The organism is Bacteroidota bacterium (genome assembly GCA_018831055.1).
GTDB lineage: Bacteria > Bacteroidota > Bacteroidia > Bacteroidales > B18-G4 > M55B132.
Window position 1 is genome coordinate 1 of sequence record JAHJRE010000008.1, and the last position, 16,289, is coordinate 16,289.

Sequence of the window (16,289 nt, forward strand, 5' to 3'; positions counted from 1 at the left end):
AAGGTTTTCGCAACCCTTCATGAAAATGCCGCCGAAGATGAAAGTGAAAGCAGCCTGTTTCATCGCCGCAGTGGAAGATCCCCAAACCCAGCCAGTTTTATAATAGTTGACAAAGAACACAATTAACCCCATCACCACAGCTCCTGCCATGCCCATGCGGATATCAATGACTTTTTGGAAAAACCGTCGGATTATTCCACCTGCCTCCTTGTTGATATTGAATTGAGGTTTCAATTATTATCGTGATCCTTAGAGAATGCAAATATTGAAATTATTTCTTTACTATATTACTGAAATTCTTTGACTGCAACCAATAGAATTGATATCAAAAATTTATATTTGCTTTTAATACTTTCATAGCATGCAGGAAAACATACGCTGTACCTGGCCGGGAAACGATCCATTGTACATTCATTACCACGATACCGAATGGGGAGTACCTGTATATGATGATCCCAAACTATTTGAATTCCTGATTCTGGAAACATTCCAGGCTGGATTAAGCTGGCTGACTTTGCATGCACATATGCAGGCAACAGGAATGGTAAATGATCATTTGCTGGGATGTTTCCGCTACGAGGAAATTAAACAAACCTCCCGGACATGAAAATGCCTCAATGGTAGCTGAACCACTGAGGCATTTTTCTATAAAATTTACTATACGTTATAAAACCACTACCTTTTTCCGGATCACGTAATTATCGTTTGTGACTACATTCAGGATGTAGATTCCTTTAGGCAGCCCGGAGAGGTCGAGAATATTATCATTAAAATTCTCTTTACTGATCATAAGTTTGCCGTCGGTTGAAAAGACATTAACCTGGGCATTACTGATACCGCTTATATGAACAATATCCCTGACCGGGTTCGGGTAGATATGCACAAAAGGTCTGGGTGTTTCCCCTATGCTTGTAGCAATGGTGTAATTAATGGTATATAATTCCGTATTCAGTCTGTTTTCGGCATAGACCTCTATGGTTGAAGTACCGGGGACAATAAAAGCGCGGTTTATCACCGGGAGAGCGCCATCGTTCATGGTCTCGACAGTAACCATAGGCTCTTCCACGGTGCCTTCGGGCAATGCAACATTATATTCGAAGACATCGGGGTCGAAGCCTTCCAGGGGTTCGCCATCCAGGAAGATAGCATCCAATCTGGCTTCATCGGAATAGTTGGCATCCATTAACCCGTATTCGGCCTGCAATATTTCACGGGATGACTGGTCCTGAATGATAACGGCTATCATAAGATCTCCCATCTGTTCAACATGGGTCTGAGCCATATCATAGGTATAGGTAAGGCTGACAGCTTCCCCTTCATTAAGGGTAACATTGGCTCCATTGGCATCGGGAAGCATTTTCATCATAACATGGTGGAACTCGGTTTCTCCGTTTGAACCGACATTTCCTGTTGTCTTTTTCTCAAAAACCACATTATGAACCCTTTTCGTTCCATAATCGGCCCAGGGAAGGATATTGGTTGTAACGTTAATGATAGTTCCCGTAATTGTAAAGGAAGAAGCAATATCCAGGTATGATGTAAGCGGGGAAGCATTATTAAAAAACGTCTGCACCGAGCTGACATTGGTAGATACGCGGGATCCGTTCCCAAAGAGGTCGGGAACATACGTGACGCCATAATAGTTCCTGCGAGTACCGCCTTCAGCAGTAAAATAAGGATCACCGGAGCCCGGCCAGTTCATCTGGTATTTTACCAGCACAATTTCATCCTCATGCTGCTGGCACCAGGGTACGAAAGAAGTATTAAAGGTGGCACAAGGGCCGCAGGTGGAACTGGTAAACTCCTCCAGGGTTGGTATCCTGGGAAGTATATTGGCGTAATATGCGACGGTTTTAGTAAGCGTATCATTGGCCGGATCCTGGTCCTGAATTCCATTCACCGTGTTGATCCACACTTTGAGTGGATGATAACCAAAAGCGGAGATCCACATACCGTCAAAATCAAACTGGTAGCTTTCCAGCAAATTGACAGCCAGTCCGCTGAAAGTGGAATCGAAGATACTTCCGGTATAGGATTGCCAGGAAATATTAACCTCATTGATAACGGTATTTCCCAGGTTAGTTATAACCCCTGAAACCGGCACAGGCCCTGTAATGGTCGAGGGTACCAGGATGGATGTCATCTTGCAATCCAATCCTGAAGGGCTTTTCATGATTACATCATCGATGTACCAGGCAGTGATATTGGCAAGATTACCGGTCACATAAAAGCTTAACTGGAAATTGGGTTTCCCGACATCACCTCCGGTCAGTACTAATTGCTTTTCTTCCGGACCGAGATTGCCATTAGGCGTTACCTCCCAAACATTCAACCATTGGCTGCCGCCTCGTGTGGCAACACCGATTTTCGGACCACCAACCATACCCTGATGATAATGTTTGAAAACCAGAATAACAGTATCTATGCCTGTAAGATCCACTACCGGGCTCATCAACCTGGCAGTACCCGTTCCGGAACCATTGGAATACTTGGCTTCGGGAGCTACACCACCGGCATGATCCGTGTTGCTGCTCGACCATTGAGATCCAATAGGAAGGGATGTCCAGCCCGGAGGTGGCATGGTTCCGCTACTGAAATCCTCAAAAATGAACGTCTGTCCGAAAATCAGCGGACAAAGCATTATTGCAACAATAGTAATGTAAAATTTCTTCATGTTTTCCAAGATTTAAAACTGCCTGCATGGAGGAATCCCCTCAAGGCAGATATTAATGATAAGAGTAATAAAACAATTACTATACAAAATTAATCTTTGTCACTGATTAATACAATGTTATTAAGAAAAAATATATATAAGAACTTGGTTTTGAATATGGATTAATTAAAACTTCCTTACATTTAACCTTATAAAACCAAAAGTTCTATGAATGGTGACCCCCGTTTATATGAGATTTTGAAAGAGCTTGACATTCATTTCGGGTATTATGAGCATCCACCGGGTCCGACCATCGAAGCAGCATTACAATACTGGAAAGACATAGATTCGGGTCATTGCAGAAACCTGTTTTTCAGGAATCATAAGGGGAACCAGCATTACTTAGTTATCAGCGACTACCGTTATCCGGTTAACATTCACGACCTCGAAAAGCGTTTGAAGCAGGGCAAGTTGACATTTGGATCACCGAAAAGATTACAAAAATACCTGGGAGTGGAACCAGGATCGGTTAGTCTCTTTGGTTTGATCAATGATCTCGAAAAACACGTACATATATTTTTAGATGAGAATCTTTTAAAAGCCGAAAAGCTCAGTTTTCATCCAAATATAAATACAGCAAGCCTGGTAATTACACGGGCAGATATGATCCGTTTCCTGGATTGGACAGGAAATACGCATGAATTTTTACGTCTGTATGATTGATATTTATCATATCATTCAGTATATTTGGGAATCTATTGATCTCAAAAGCAAAAAAGCAAGGTTTTCCTGTTATAAACCAAAAAGGATTTAATTATGACGGATGATATCCTGAAATCATTACCCATTCTTCCTGAAGAAGAGCTGGAACAGATCTTCAGGATGTCGATACACTGTATATGTATTGCTGATATTAATACAACCAATTTCCTGCAGGTAAACCCTGCGTTCGAGACCATCCTTGGATACAAACCAAAAGAACTTATCAACAGATCTTTTCTCGATTTTATACACCCTGATGATGTGCAATCTACCATTGATATCGTGGAAAAGGCTCTGAAAAAGGGGAAAAAAGTTATCCATTTTGAAAATCGTTACAAACGTAAAAACGGCACCTATGTATGGTTCGACTGGGTGTCGCATCCGGATGTAAGTAAAGGAATTACATATGCCATAGCTAGTGATGTCACAGAAAAAAAACAAATTGAAATCGACCTGGCCAATAGCGAGCGAAAATTCCGGACACTCTTCGAAAAGTCCTCCGACCCCATGCTGACCCTTGAAAATGGTGTTTTCACCGATTGCAATAATGCAACTTTAAAGTTGCTTGGATATAAGTCCAAGAAGGATATAACCGGTAAAAGACCACATGAGCTATCACCGGAATACCAACCTGACGGAACATCATCCCTGAAAAAGGCGCAGCAATATATTCAGCAAGCCAGGGAAAAGCTTTATGCCCGGTTTGAATGGATGCATACCGACAGAGAAGGTCATTCATTATGGATTGATGTATCGTTGACTGATATTTCCGATCAGGGTGAAGATAAGCTGTTTACCATCTGGAGGAACATAACAGAGAAGAAATTAGCTGAAAAGGCATTGATTGAAAGTGAAGACCGTTTCAAACAGCTTTTCAACCATATGGCTGATGGTGTTGCCATTTATCAACCCGATGAAAATGGCATGCACTTCTACTTCGTTGATATAAACCGTGCAGGAGAGGAGCTAAGTTCCGTTAAGAAGCAAGAAATTATAGGAAAACTGTTGCATGATGTTTTTCCGGGAGCCAATGACTACGGTCTTGTGGATGCTATGAGAGAAGTATACAAAACCGGAAAACCTGAGTTTATTCCAATCAAAGAATACAAGGATTTAAGGATCGCACAGTGGGTTGAAAATTACATCTTCAAATTACCAAGCGGGAACCTGGTTTGCATATACAATGACACCAGTAAAGAAAAGCAGGCAATGATCGATATGCAGGCTTACCGGGACAGGCTCGACCTGGCAATGGAAAGTGCCAACCAGGGAATATGGGAATGGAATCTGCAAAGCAACAAGGTAACCTTTGATAAAATTGCAGCAATGATGCTGGGTTATGAAAACCAACCATTAACAACCAATGGAGAGGAAGCACTCAGCTGGATACATCCGGAATCGTATAACACAGTGATGGACACATTTAATGACTACATTGAAAACAAAATACCTCAATACCAGGTTGAATTCCGGATAAAAAGAAAGGACGGGCAGTACATATGGGTATTATCGAATGGAAGGATTATCAGAAGGGATGAAAATCAAAAACCTATTTTGGTGGTTGGGATGCACCAGAATATAACCAAAAGAAAAACAACGGAATCGGAATTACTGAAGTATAAAAATCATCTGGAAGAACTAGTAAAAGAACGAACCCTGGAGATAGAAGAAAAAAACAAGGAACTGGAACGAATGAATAATTTATTTGTAGGAAGGGAATTCAGGATTAAAGAGCTCAGAGAAAAAATCAGGGAACTGAATGAAAGGCTGGAGAAAAATAATCAATAGGAACAAACGCTTAGAGAACTTAATGAAATTATTCATAAAATATTCAGTGTTGATCATCAGTATTCTTCTCGGATTATTTGCCGGGATTATTGATGCACTGATGGACTATTTCCTGTTTTACCCCGATCAGGGATTTTGGTCATTACTGATACTGGATCCTCCTTCTCACGAGATATATATAAGATCAGTTATTCTGTTGATTTTCATTGCCTTCGGAATTATTTTGCAGAAAAACCTTTTGAGACTGAAAACTCAAATGAAGTCGCTCGAAGAAAACCGGGGTGTTCTGGAAATCATATCCAACAACATAAAGGATGTTATCTGGATAGGCTCATCCGATTGGAACGAGGTCTATTTTGTCAGCAAATCCTTTGAGGATATCTGGGGAATCCCATCCGAACAATTAAAAAGTAATCCCAGGCTTTGGATGGAACGTGTTATTGAGGAAGACCAAAAGATCATCACCGATTCACTCTCAGTAATTATAAATGAGAAGCCATCCTCTTTTGATTTCCCTCTTTACAGGATAAGGCAATCCAATGGCCAGATCAATTGGATGAAGGCATCGGGAAAGTTTATTCCCGGGTTTACACCTGGAGAGAAGCTTGTTGTAGGATTGGTCCAGGATGTATCTGCATATATTGAATCCGGAATACTGCTTCAGAAAGAAAAAGAATATGTACAGATGCTGCTGGATGTTGCCGGAGTAATACTTGTTACCCTTGACGAAAAGGGCCGGATAACACTTATGAATAAGAAAGGACTGGAAATCCTGGGATATGAAGAACGGGAATTGATCGGAAAAAGCTGGTTTGAAAAATGTATACCTAAGGATGAAAGGAAAGAAGTAAAAGAGGTATTCGGAAAGATCATCAATGGCAACATTGGACCTGTTAAATACCACGAAAACAAAGTATTAACAAAAAACGGATCTATACGTATTATCGCATGGCAAAATACCATCCTGAAAAATGCTGCCGGAGAAATTACAGGAACGTTAAGTTCAGGGCAAGATATTTCACAGGAGAAAGAGGCCGGTCAAAAGCTTAAGGAATACTCCGAAAAGTTGAAAGATCTTGTGAAAGCAAGAACCAAAGAATTGGAAGAAAGGAACAAAAAGCTGCAGGAATCACAAACTGCACTTACTTACTTGTTGGAGGATGTAAATGAGGCCAGGCGCGAATTATTTGAAGTAAATAAGAAGCTGGAAGCATCCAACCTGGAACTGGAGGCTTTTTCCTATTCCGTTTCACACGACCTGAAAGCACCCCTCAGGGCCATTGACGGGTTTTCCCAAATCCTGCTGGAAGATTACCGGAATGTGATATCCTCAGAAGGGATGCGATACCTGAATATCGTCAGGGAAAACACTCAGCGCATGGGGACGTTGATCCAGGATTTGCTTGACTACAGCAGAGTAGGGAGAACAAAGCTGGAATTGGAACCGGTTGATTTCAATATTCTGGTGAATGCAATCTGCAAAGAATTCCAGGCTATCCCATCCTATTCAGAAACTTCAGTGAAGATTGATGATCTGCCGGTAATTATTGCGGATAAAACCCTGATTAGACAGGTATGGCAAAATTTGATGTCCAATGCATTTAAGTTTTCTTCCGTGAAGCCTAAGCCTGCAATCCATATCGGATATATGGAAGAAAACAATACCCTGCGCTTTTTTGTTTCAGATAATGGAGTTGGATTCGACATGAAGTATTCAGGAAAGCTTTTTCAGGTTTTTCAACGGCTGCATAACATCGGGGAATTTGAAGGGACCGGGGTAGGACTGGCCATTGTGAAAAGGATAGTGCAAAGACATGGGGGTGAGGTTTCGGTGAATTCCATAAAGGACGATGGAGCTGATTTTTACTTTACACTCAAAAAGTCTTAAATATTTTGTATCTTGCATATTTGTTATTAATACTTCTGTCATGAACGAGCAACATGTTATTGAAATCCTCCTGGTTGAAGACAATCCCAATGATGTTGAACTTACGATCAGAGCGTTAAATAAGCACAAACTGGTAAATAAGGTCCATGTTGTCCAGGATGGAGAAGAGGCCCTTGATTTTATGTTCTGCCGGGGTAAATATTCAAATCGTGATGAGAAACGCCAGCCCAGGGTAATCCTGCTTGATCTCAAGCTGCCTAAAGTAAGCGGGTTGGAAGTATTGGAAGAATTAAAAGGAAACGATAAAACCAGGCATGTTCCTGTGGTAGTACTTACCACTTCCCGTGCCGAACAGGACATGGTAGACAGTTACCGTTTGGGGGTGAACAGCTATATTGTAAAACCGGTAAACTTTCAGAAATTTATCGATTCTGTAGCTGAAATAGGATTATACTGGCTTTTGTTGAACGAAATACCCAATTAACAGTGACCATATGCACAATCTGAGAATACTTTTCCTGGAAGACCTTCCGACCGACTATGAGTTAAATGTGAATATTCTGAAAAAAGCCGGTTTAAAATTTGATCATAAGAGTATTGACAACCAGAAGGATTTCATTAGCACGCTGATCTCATTCAGGCCACATATTGTTATTTCCGATTACAGCCTGCCTCAATACGATGGATTGACGGCGATCCGCGACATGAAAAGCATCAATCCCGATATTCCGCTGATCATTGTTACAGGAACGCTGGATGAAGAAACGGCAGCCGAGACCATTAAAAAAGGTGCCTGGGACTATGTTGTCAAAGAAAGGTTGCACAGACTTCCTTCTGCGGTTAACAATGCACTGGCATTGCGTGAAGAGATAGTAAAAAAAAGAGAGATTGAAGAGGCACTTCTGGCTACCGAAGGAGAATATGAATCGCTTCGGAACAACGTACCTCTGGCATTATACCGTTCTACCGTTGAAGGAGAACTGGTTTATGCAAATCCTGCTTTTGTGGATATGTTCGGGTTTGAAAACCTGAAAGACGCACTGTTGATAAAGATCCCTGAATATTATGTAAGGCCAGAGGAACGGGAAGGGCTTATGAACAAGCTCATGCAGGAAGGGGTGGTAAGAAATTTCGATATAGAAATGAAAAGGCAGGATGGATCCCTGTTTTGGGGATCATTCAATATAAAAGCCATTTTTGATCCTGATGGAAACCATGTTTATCAGGATGGGATAATTGCCGATATCACAGAATTTAAAAAAACCAGGGAAGAATTAATTGCAGCAAAAGAAAAAGCCGAGGAATCCGACCGTCTGAAAACGGCCTTCCTGGCAAATATGTCGCATGAGATCCGTACCCCCATGAATGCAATTGTGGGATTTAGCGATCTCCTCATGGATCAATCTTATTCCATGGGACAAAGGGAGGAATTTGTAAAAACGATACAATCAAGTAGCAATACCCTCCTTCGAATAATAAACGATATTCTTGATGTAGCTAAGATAGAATCGGGTGTTTTGACCATCTCCAAAAAACCCTTCCTACTGAATGCCATGCTGGATGATATCTATCAGTCATTCAGAAATAGTCAGAAGTCAAAATCCCTTACATTCCGCTTATTACTTGGACATCCCTCATCCGATGTTTTCATTAACAACGATGAGACCCGAATACGCCAGATCCTGAACAATCTGCTCGTCAATGCTTTCAAATTCACTCAAAAAGGCAAGGTAGATTTCGGATATGAGATGAACAATGGTAATATTGAGTTTTTCGTGATCGATACGGGCATTGGCATTCCTGAGGATAAGCAAAAAGTGATCTTTGAAATGTTCCGCCAGGTTGATGAAAGCCATACCAGGGAATTTGGCGGCACAGGGCTGGGACTGACCATAGCAAAAAACCTCGTTGATAAAATGGGTGGAAAACTCTGGCTGAATTCAAAGCCCGGTAAGGGTTCGGAATTCAGATTTACCATCCCCTATGATATTGTAACTGCTACTTCTGAAAGGTCTGACAAACAGGAACCCACTGCGGCCGACTGGGCGAAATACACAATCCTGATTGCAGAGGATGTAGATTCCAATTTTGAGTTTCTTGAAACGATACTTCAACAAACAAAGGCAAAGATCATTCGTGCGGTAGATGGTGAGGATGCCGTAAATCAGCTCCGTTCGGGAAAGAAACCCGATTTGATACTTATGGATCTGCGGATGCCGAATATGAACGGATATGAAGCAACAGAACTCATAAAAAAAATGAACGATAAAATCCCGGTCGTCATTCAAACCGCTTATGCTCTGGAAAGCGACATGGAAAAGATACATGCTACAAAATGCGACGACGTGATCACAAAACCTATTGCCCCGGGTGTGTTGATGGAAAAGATCAGAAGGTTTCTGAAATAATACGATAAAATCCTACTTTTGCAAGGTTTCCTTGATAACCAGGCTATTTTCGCCCGGTTTACGTTGGGTATCCAGGTTCCAGGAAGAAACAGCAGTTATTAATGTTTAAAATCAGTTCTATGCGTCATTTAATCTTATCAGGATTCATTTTATTTGCTGCAATCAGCTCATATGCCCAGAAGGAATATGTTTCCTGGGCCTTTGCCACACCCGATCGAATCTATTCCAATCCGGTGGCCGACAGTACGACAATCTATTTCGGAGGTGATAACATGGTGTTTTATGCCGTTAATCTGGAAAACGGTCTTATAAAGTGGAGTTTCGAGGCAAAAGATCCCATCCGTTCAACTCCGGCCATGAAAGGCAATCTGATATATTTCAGCAGCGGGAATAATCTCTATGCACTTCAAAAGAAATCAGGAGAAGTAAAATGGGTTTTCAGGAACAAGGAAACCCGCGGAGCCCAGAAAATGGATGAGTGGGATTATCATTTCGGCAGCCCTGTTGTTGATGATTCCGTTGTTTATTTCGGATGCGGCGACGGGAAACTCTATGGTTTCAATGCACGTAACGGGCGAAAACTCTCTGAATACAGCACAGTGAAATCATCACCTATACGATCCGTACCCGTGGTATTCAATGGAGTGGTTTTTTTCGGGGATGCTGCAGGAAAGATCTATGCCTGGGATGCAGTGAAAAAGGATACGCTCTGGACTTATCAAACTTATGACAAACAGCCTTACCCAACCTTCGGGAATATCATAACCCCCCTGGTTATTTCAGACCCATATCTCATTTTTGGTTCCAGGAATCCTGAATTACAGGTATTAAACGTGCATAGCGGTAAGCTCGAATGGAGCTACACAGCCGATGACGGAGGATGGATAAGCGGCTCCCCGCTAATCGAAGGAAACAACTTGTATATCGGTGGTTCCGACTGCCATAAGTTATTTGCCTTCCATTTAAAGACGGGCAAACTCCTTTGGTCCTTCGATTTCCCGTTTAATAACTTTTCAAGCCCAAATATTCATGGCAACTACCTGATCTTCACCACCGGCAATGCTTATGCCAACAATGGTAAAAATGCAGGATACGGTTATGTCTATGCACTGAACAAGAAAGATGGAACCATAGTCAATTATGACCTTTTGGGAGGTAACCTGTTCAGCAACCCCATCCTGAAAGAAGGAAAGATCTATTTAGCCAGTAACGACGGATACCTTTATGCGATGGATCTCAACAGTTTCCTCAATGATCAGGTGGATCTGATGGATACCGGATACGGCGCCCTCGCGATCAAAAATGTAAGTCCTGACCCCTTTGTTGAGTCAACGGAGATTACCTATACAGTAAATTATCCCGTTGAAATGTCGGCTTTGATCCGCAACAAAATGGGTGATCCGATCAAAAGGCTTATGAAAGGATCCAAAGAAACCGGTGAGTTCAGGATTACCTGGGATGGTAAAGACGACGAAGGGAATCCTGTCTCCAATGGATTTTATTTCGTGGAAATGCGCACCGGAAAATTCATTGTTTCAGAGATGTTTTCCAGGAATAAAAAATAATATGAGTATCGGGAATGATTAATATCAAGTTACTTGTTCTATGGTTACAGGCTGCAGTTAGCAGGTTACTTGTAACTTGTACCCTGCAACCTGTAACTTTGTGTTAATGTATCCCGAAACTCATATTAAACTTTTTAAGAATAAATTAATTTGAACCACAATAGGCACAGTAGATCACAATAGATTTATGAATTTTTAGCTTTCTAATGTGCCCTATTGTGTCTATTGTGGTTTATATTAAATGAGTATCGGGAATGATTAATATCAAGTTACTTGTTCTATGTATACAGGCTGCAGGTAGCAGGTTACTTGTAGCTTGCACCCTGCAACCTGTAACTTTGTGTTAATGTTTCCCGAAACTCATAAAATAGAAATCACTTTATCTGCAAAAGATTTCATACCTTGCCTGATATTATTAACCCAATTTAAAACCCATGAAAAAGGTAAGGATTGCAATTATTACCCTGGTGGCATTATCTGCTTTTCTGATTATCAAGTGCGATAAAAAAAGCGATAGTACTCCTGAAACCCAAACGACTACGGTTGAACAGGATAAGGCAAACATTGATAACTCACTTGACGGGATCCTGGATTGTGCTACATTTTTAAAAAACGGAGATGCGGCATATTCGGTAAAGCTCTTCCTGAAAATGTCGGGTGGCGAAGCATTAAGCGAGGATTGGGTGCAAATGCTCCTTGACAAACTGGACATTCACTTTAACTGGGACATGATTGAAGAAAACGGCCGCTTTGATTTTAATGCTCATACAGGGACATATTCCTGGGATAGGATCACAGAAGTATGGAATTACAATCAATATCCGAACGATAAAATAATTTTGGAATTTCCATCGCATGAAAATGAAACATCCAATAATGTTGATTTGACATTACACTATTATACCGATGAATTCCTGAATTTTAGCAGCGATTCTTATTGGTTACCCAAAACCTTGTATGCTGATCTTAAAATTGACCAGGAGGAAATAGCTAATGTAAAACTAAGTAACGTGGAATTTGCCGGAGGATCATTCCAGATACCTGTTTCAGCCTATATTGAAATATACGCAAAACCGTTTTCTTATCATATAAATTATACAAGAGAAACGCCAACACGATTTAATTTCCTGGTTGATTATACGAACAATTCCGGTTGTATTTTTAATGTTAATGCAAAATGCCAGATTTCTCATTCGGATTATGAGAATTTCGATATTGAAGAAGATATGAGTTTTCTGGAAGCCACTGTACAGCATGGCAACCTGAAATTCAGCGGAAGCGCTGATATCGGCACGCTCATAGATCTGGATGACCCGACGCCTTCACAGGTTAATCAGTTGGTAAATGTTGATGTATATTATTTGGGAATTAAAATAGGAGACCTGGAATACAGGGAATTTGATGATGAGGAAGAAATATTTATTGTTTACAAAGATGGAAGTTCAGAAAACACATCAAGGTATTATGAAGATTTCCTCGATCGTCTGGAGCTCATTGTATATGATTTCAGTGGCGAATGGGATAAGTAGAACAAAATATCTGTTTCTTACCGGAATAATGTTCATCTTGCTCATTCCAGGAGGATTTGCACAGGAACAGCAGCCCCGGTTTAACAACCAGATAACCATTAACGCATCAAAATTTATCAAAGGGATTTTCCCCGGACAGGAATATGAATATGAAATAGGTTATCGCCGGGTTTTGAATCAGAAATTCTGTTTAAGAACAGCATTCAGTTATTATAATCAAACAACCGACGACGGGTATTTTGAAGGAGGGCTGCGACTGGGTTCAGATTACACATTCAGGGATTTTAAAAACTGGAAATTCTATTTCGGTCTGGATGTATTGGGTAATTACATAAGTTACAGAAGCAGCCAAAGAGAGAACTATCAGGTAGGCATCTTAGGGTTCCTCGGAGTAACCTTCAAAATCGGAGATCATTTTTCACTTTCTACCGAACCAGGCATATATGGAATATTCAATCATTATAAAGACAGGGACTCCTTTTCCGAATACAACATTGAAGAATACTATACTTTCGGACTAGGAAACATCGGACAGATCATTTTAGGTTTTCATTTTTAGTATATCACCCGATAAATCAAGGTAAAAACACACTAAGATAACGGATCATATTCACTTTCTCCGGAACATCATAATTTATATCAGCTATCTTATCAAGTCTCAAAATCATATACTCCGATAACTCCAGGACCCTGACCATCCCCTTGAAATTGATCTTACGGGTATCATCGCTGAACTTATGATAATCGCTATGCAGCCCGGTAGTAAAATACAGGAAAGGGATTTTCCTTTGTTCAAACCAAACATGATCGGACCCCTCCCAGGCACTGCTGAACAGGCATAATCTTCCCTTGTAAGGATAATCCAGAAGCATCGGTTCGAAAAGCTTTGAGGTCCCTGTACCCATCACGATGGTTTTATCGCGAAGCTTCTTCATCCTGCCGACCATATCAAAGTTTATCATATAATGAATATCCAAATCATTAAAAGCCTGGCTTCCGCTGAAGAAGCGCGATCCTATCAAACCTTTTTCCTCCGCCCCGAATGCAACAAAAAGGTAATTATGCCTAAGACTGTCGCAGGATGAAAGGAATCTGGCCAGCTCAATGATGGTTGCCACACCGCTGGCATTATCGTCGGCGCCGTTATGGATGTCGGGAAGGAACTCGGAGCGTGAGCCAAAATATCCCATTCCAATATGATCGTAATGAGCTCCGATCACTACAGTTTTTTCAGCATTGCGGTTGAGGTACCCCACAATGTTCATGGCTGTATCGGGTCTCATCCTGGAAACCCAAACCGAAAAATCGAATTCTTGTTTCCAGGAATTGAAGAAACCCGGATACGTGGCGTAATTCAGAAAAAATACGGGGATGGAAAGCGTATCATTTCCCGGGCACATCCAATGATTGTAATCAATAGGTTCACCGGGATAGCTGTACAGTACCACAGCTTCCGCCCCCCTGCTTTCCACTTCCCGGAGGGTCAAGTACAGATCCGGCACCAGGCCGCGGTCAAGCCTTGCAGAATCGTTCTGATGCCATGGACGGAAAGCAGCGATCTTACCACTGAGGTCTGAAGGCATGGAATCATAAGGGTTGATGGCTTGAAACCTTCCGGATGCCTTGCCGGATGCAGAATAACGTATAGGGTAAAGGTATCCCGCCGAGTTCACAAAGGTATCCGGTTGCATGTCTGTCTTTTTTACTTCGAAATCGTTATAGTAAATGAAAACATGCTCCCAGGAATCCATGCCGGGCAAAGGGTTTAATCCGCACTCCTGAAATCTTTGAATGATATAATCCGCAGCCATCCTTTCGTATATCGTTCCTGATTCCCTGCCCATAAGTGAATCAGACGCAAGGAAGCTTATGTCTTTTTTAAGAGTTGCAATGATTTCATGGTCATTATTGATCTGAGTATAACCAATTTCTGCATTAATAATAATGCTAAGAATCATTATCCTGAAAAGAAGCTTAGGGTAAATCATAGATCCCTGGGATAAAGTATTCATTTACTATTATTTAACAAGCCTAATTGTAAACCGCTATCATTCTGATCTTATAGGCGCTGATGGCCATATCATCCTTCATGAACTGAGGAGTCTGATCAAGCCATGTTTTACCTCCATCGGGCGAATACTTGATGATCGAGTTTTCAAAAGAACCGCCCGGATTTCCACAGATCCAAACTTTATAATCAAACAAAACCGCGATACCGGTGAGCCAGTCGTTAGTACCTGTATTATACTGTGTGTAGTTTTGTCCTCCATCCATTGTATAGTAGAATTCTCCGTAATCTTCCACAACATAAGCCTTTTCACCCGAGGTGGGATAAACATCATTAGCATCCCCGAGGCTGGCATTAACGGTAATATCCTGCCATGTTGCGCCACCATCGGTGGAGCGTATGATGAACTTTCCGGAACCACCCAGGGCGCATATGACATTGTTTTTAATTTTAATCGACAGGAAATGACCTTGTTTTGCCTGAACCATGTTCAAATCTTTAATAGGGTTCAGTCTTTCCCAGTTTTCCCCTTTATCAGTGCTATGGAGCATAATCGGGAAGGAGTCGGCCGGATGCTGATCGCCCACCACCCAGATATCTGTGGGAGAAGCGGCAGTAACCCGCAGGAAAATATCCTGATTATATTCGGCCGGAACTGCTTTCCGTGTCCAGGAAAAACCACCATCACCGGAGAAGTAAACAGTCCCGTGATCCCCGACTATCCAGATATTGTTATAATCCCAGGCAAAGATCCCACCGTAATTAACATTTGGCAAACCCGCTCCGCTCCTGTTCCAGGTGGTCCCGCCGTCAACACTGCGATAAACATTGTATCCGGCTATTCCTGGAATGGAGTCACCTGCAATGATCACATTATTGGTATCCAAAATACAGACATCGGAATATCCGCTCGCGGGTAACTGGATAGAATCACCCTGCCTGAACCAGTTATTACCTCCATCACTTGTCTTCATAACAAGTCCGTAGGAATTGGAAATACCACCGACCGCCCAGCCAAACAGCTTCAGAACGGGAGTGTCATCTTTATCCTCGTCTTTTTTCTTACAGGAAGGCATTGACAGGGCTATTGACAATGCAATCAAAACGATAAACTTCAATGATTTCATAACGATAAGTTAATAATGGATTGAACTTATAAAGATAGATTATATCCTGCTTTAAGTACTAATTTTTTGATAAAAATTGTAAAGTCACTACTTTTGGAAAAAGCTATTCTACAATGATTGAACGCAAAAACTTTACAAAATTCGAGATCCGTGTAGGCGATATCAATTACGGCGGACATATGGGCAACGATAAGGCCCTGCTTCTTTTTCACGATGCAAGGATACGCTTCCTGAATGAAATCGCTTGCACAGAAAAGGATATCGGTAACGGTACCGGGATCATCATGACGGAAGCCCATGTATATTTTCTGAAAGAAATATTCCTCCATGATATTCTGTTAGCCAGCGTTTCTGTTTCTGATGTTTCCACCGCGGCTTTCGTAGTAAATTATTCTTTCACCAGGGAAAGCGATGGTAAGGAAGTCCTGAAAGGCTCCACGAAAATCCTGGCTTATGATTACCAGAGGCAGAAAGTGACGAGGATACCGGAAGGATTGGCAGAAATATTCGTAAAGTAAGTTGGGGGACTGGGGGCTGGGGGACTGGGGGACTGGGAGACTG

14 protein-coding genes are annotated in these 16,289 nt (G+C 41.5%); 10 read left to right on the top strand and 4 right to left on the bottom strand.

All coding sequences use genetic code 11. The annotated features are described in order from the left end of the window. The coding region (locus tag KKA81_00535; GenBank protein MBU2649394.1) for a hypothetical protein at nucleotides 1-234 on the bottom strand (234 nt) is incomplete at its 3' end. A 127-nt stretch (nucleotides 235-361) separates the two neighbouring features. On the opposite strand from KKA81_00535, the gene KKA81_00540 reads away from it, so the two are divergent. Continuing rightward, on the top strand, nucleotides 362-607 hold the full coding sequence (locus KKA81_00540; GenBank protein MBU2649395.1) for a DNA-3-methyladenine glycosylase I: 246 nt from the start codon (nucleotides 362-364) through the stop codon (nucleotides 605-607). A 57-nt stretch (nucleotides 608-664) separates the two neighbouring features. Here KKA81_00540 and KKA81_00545 read toward each other — a convergent pair whose 3' ends face one another. Then, nucleotides 665-2,674 carry a T9SS type A sorting domain-containing protein gene (locus tag KKA81_00545; protein MBU2649396.1) on the bottom strand — a complete coding sequence of 670 codons (2,010 nt, stop codon included), beginning with the start codon at nucleotides 2,672-2,674 and terminating at the stop codon, nucleotides 665-667. A gap of 207 nt (nucleotides 2,675-2,881) precedes the next feature. On the opposite strand from KKA81_00545, the gene KKA81_00550 reads away from it, so the two are divergent. The 8 genes from KKA81_00550 to KKA81_00585 all read left to right on the top strand — a co-directional run bounded on the left by KKA81_00550 (nucleotide 2,882) and on the right by KKA81_00585 (nucleotide 13,152). After that, complete coding sequence (locus KKA81_00550) at nucleotides 2,882-3,376, top strand: prolyl-tRNA synthetase associated domain-containing protein (GenBank protein MBU2649397.1); 495 nt, start codon at nucleotides 2,882-2,884, stop codon at nucleotides 3,374-3,376. 93 nt (nucleotides 3,377-3,469) lie between these two features. Continuing rightward, complete coding sequence (locus KKA81_00555; GenBank protein MBU2649398.1) at nucleotides 3,470-5,203, top strand: PAS domain S-box protein; 1,734 nt, start codon at nucleotides 3,470-3,472, stop codon at nucleotides 5,201-5,203. A 22-nt stretch (nucleotides 5,204-5,225) separates the two neighbouring features. Then, entirely contained in the window at nucleotides 5,226-7,091 is a 1,866-nt protein-coding gene (locus KKA81_00560; GenBank protein ID MBU2649399.1) for a PAS domain S-box protein, read from the top strand. Between the two features lie 40 nt (nucleotides 7,092-7,131). Then, the gene (locus KKA81_00565) at nucleotides 7,132-7,575 is read left to right on the top strand and encodes a response regulator (protein ID MBU2649400.1); all 444 of its coding nucleotides are present in this window, start codon (nucleotides 7,132-7,134) and stop codon (nucleotides 7,573-7,575) included. A gap of 10 nt (nucleotides 7,576-7,585) precedes the next feature. Beyond that, nucleotides 7,586-9,499 carry a response regulator gene (locus KKA81_00570; GenBank protein MBU2649401.1) on the top strand — a complete coding sequence of 638 codons (1,914 nt, stop codon included), beginning with the start codon at nucleotides 7,586-7,588 and terminating at the stop codon, nucleotides 9,497-9,499. Nucleotides 9,500-9,618: 119 nt separating this feature from the next. After that, a complete protein-coding gene (locus tag KKA81_00575; GenBank protein MBU2649402.1) occupies nucleotides 9,619-11,064 on the top strand; it encodes a PQQ-binding-like beta-propeller repeat protein in 1,446 nt (481 codons plus the stop codon). Nucleotides 11,065-11,498: 434 nt separating this feature from the next. Further along, a complete protein-coding gene (locus KKA81_00580) occupies nucleotides 11,499-12,593 on the top strand; it encodes a hypothetical protein (protein MBU2649403.1) in 1,095 nt (364 codons plus the stop codon). Nucleotides 12,594-12,630: 37 nt separating this feature from the next. After that, nucleotides 12,631-13,152, top strand: a complete 522-nt coding sequence (locus KKA81_00585; GenBank protein ID MBU2649404.1) for a hypothetical protein — start codon at nucleotides 12,631-12,633, stop codon at nucleotides 13,150-13,152. A gap of 16 nt (nucleotides 13,153-13,168) precedes the next feature. Here KKA81_00585 and KKA81_00590 read toward each other — a convergent pair whose 3' ends face one another. Together KKA81_00590 and KKA81_00595 are read right to left on the bottom strand one after the other, a co-directional pair. Next, the gene (locus tag KKA81_00590; protein MBU2649405.1) at nucleotides 13,169-14,605 is read right to left on the bottom strand and encodes a M28 family peptidase; all 1,437 of its coding nucleotides are present in this window, start codon (nucleotides 14,603-14,605) and stop codon (nucleotides 13,169-13,171) included. A gap of 19 nt (nucleotides 14,606-14,624) precedes the next feature. Next, entirely contained in the window at nucleotides 14,625-15,728 is a 1,104-nt protein-coding gene (locus KKA81_00595; protein MBU2649406.1) for a hypothetical protein, read from the bottom strand. A 113-nt stretch (nucleotides 15,729-15,841) separates the two neighbouring features. Here KKA81_00595 and KKA81_00600 point away from each other — a divergent pair, with 113 nt between their 5' ends. After that, nucleotides 15,842-16,246 carry a thioesterase family protein gene (locus KKA81_00600; GenBank protein MBU2649407.1) on the top strand — a complete coding sequence of 135 codons (405 nt, stop codon included), beginning with the start codon at nucleotides 15,842-15,844 and terminating at the stop codon, nucleotides 16,244-16,246. The last annotated feature ends 43 nt before the right edge of the window (nucleotides 16,247-16,289 follow it).

Coding starts and splice junctions, on each gene's coding strand:
- KKA81_00540 (MBU2649395.1), top strand. CDS start 362: ATGCAGGAAAACATACGCTGTACCTGGCCGGGAAACGATCCATTGTAC.
- KKA81_00545 (MBU2649396.1), bottom strand. CDS start 2,674: ATGAAGAAATTTTACATTACTATTGTTGCAATAATGCTTTGTCCGCTG.
- KKA81_00550 (MBU2649397.1), top strand. CDS start 2,882: ATGAATGGTGACCCCCGTTTATATGAGATTTTGAAAGAGCTTGACATT.
- KKA81_00555 (MBU2649398.1), top strand. CDS start 3,470: ATGACGGATGATATCCTGAAATCATTACCCATTCTTCCTGAAGAAGAG.
- KKA81_00560 (MBU2649399.1), top strand. CDS start 5,226: ATGAAATTATTCATAAAATATTCAGTGTTGATCATCAGTATTCTTCTC.
- KKA81_00565 (MBU2649400.1), top strand. CDS start 7,132: ATGAACGAGCAACATGTTATTGAAATCCTCCTGGTTGAAGACAATCCC.
- KKA81_00570 (MBU2649401.1), top strand. CDS start 7,586: ATGCACAATCTGAGAATACTTTTCCTGGAAGACCTTCCGACCGACTAT.
- KKA81_00575 (MBU2649402.1), top strand. CDS start 9,619: ATGCGTCATTTAATCTTATCAGGATTCATTTTATTTGCTGCAATCAGC.
- KKA81_00580 (MBU2649403.1), top strand. CDS start 11,499: ATGAAAAAGGTAAGGATTGCAATTATTACCCTGGTGGCATTATCTGCT.
- KKA81_00590 (MBU2649405.1), bottom strand. CDS start 14,605: ATGAATACTTTATCCCAGGGATCTATGATTTACCCTAAGCTTCTTTTC.
- KKA81_00595 (MBU2649406.1), bottom strand. CDS start 15,728: ATGAAATCATTGAAGTTTATCGTTTTGATTGCATTGTCAATAGCCCTG.
- KKA81_00600 (MBU2649407.1), top strand. CDS start 15,842: ATGATTGAACGCAAAAACTTTACAAAATTCGAGATCCGTGTAGGCGAT.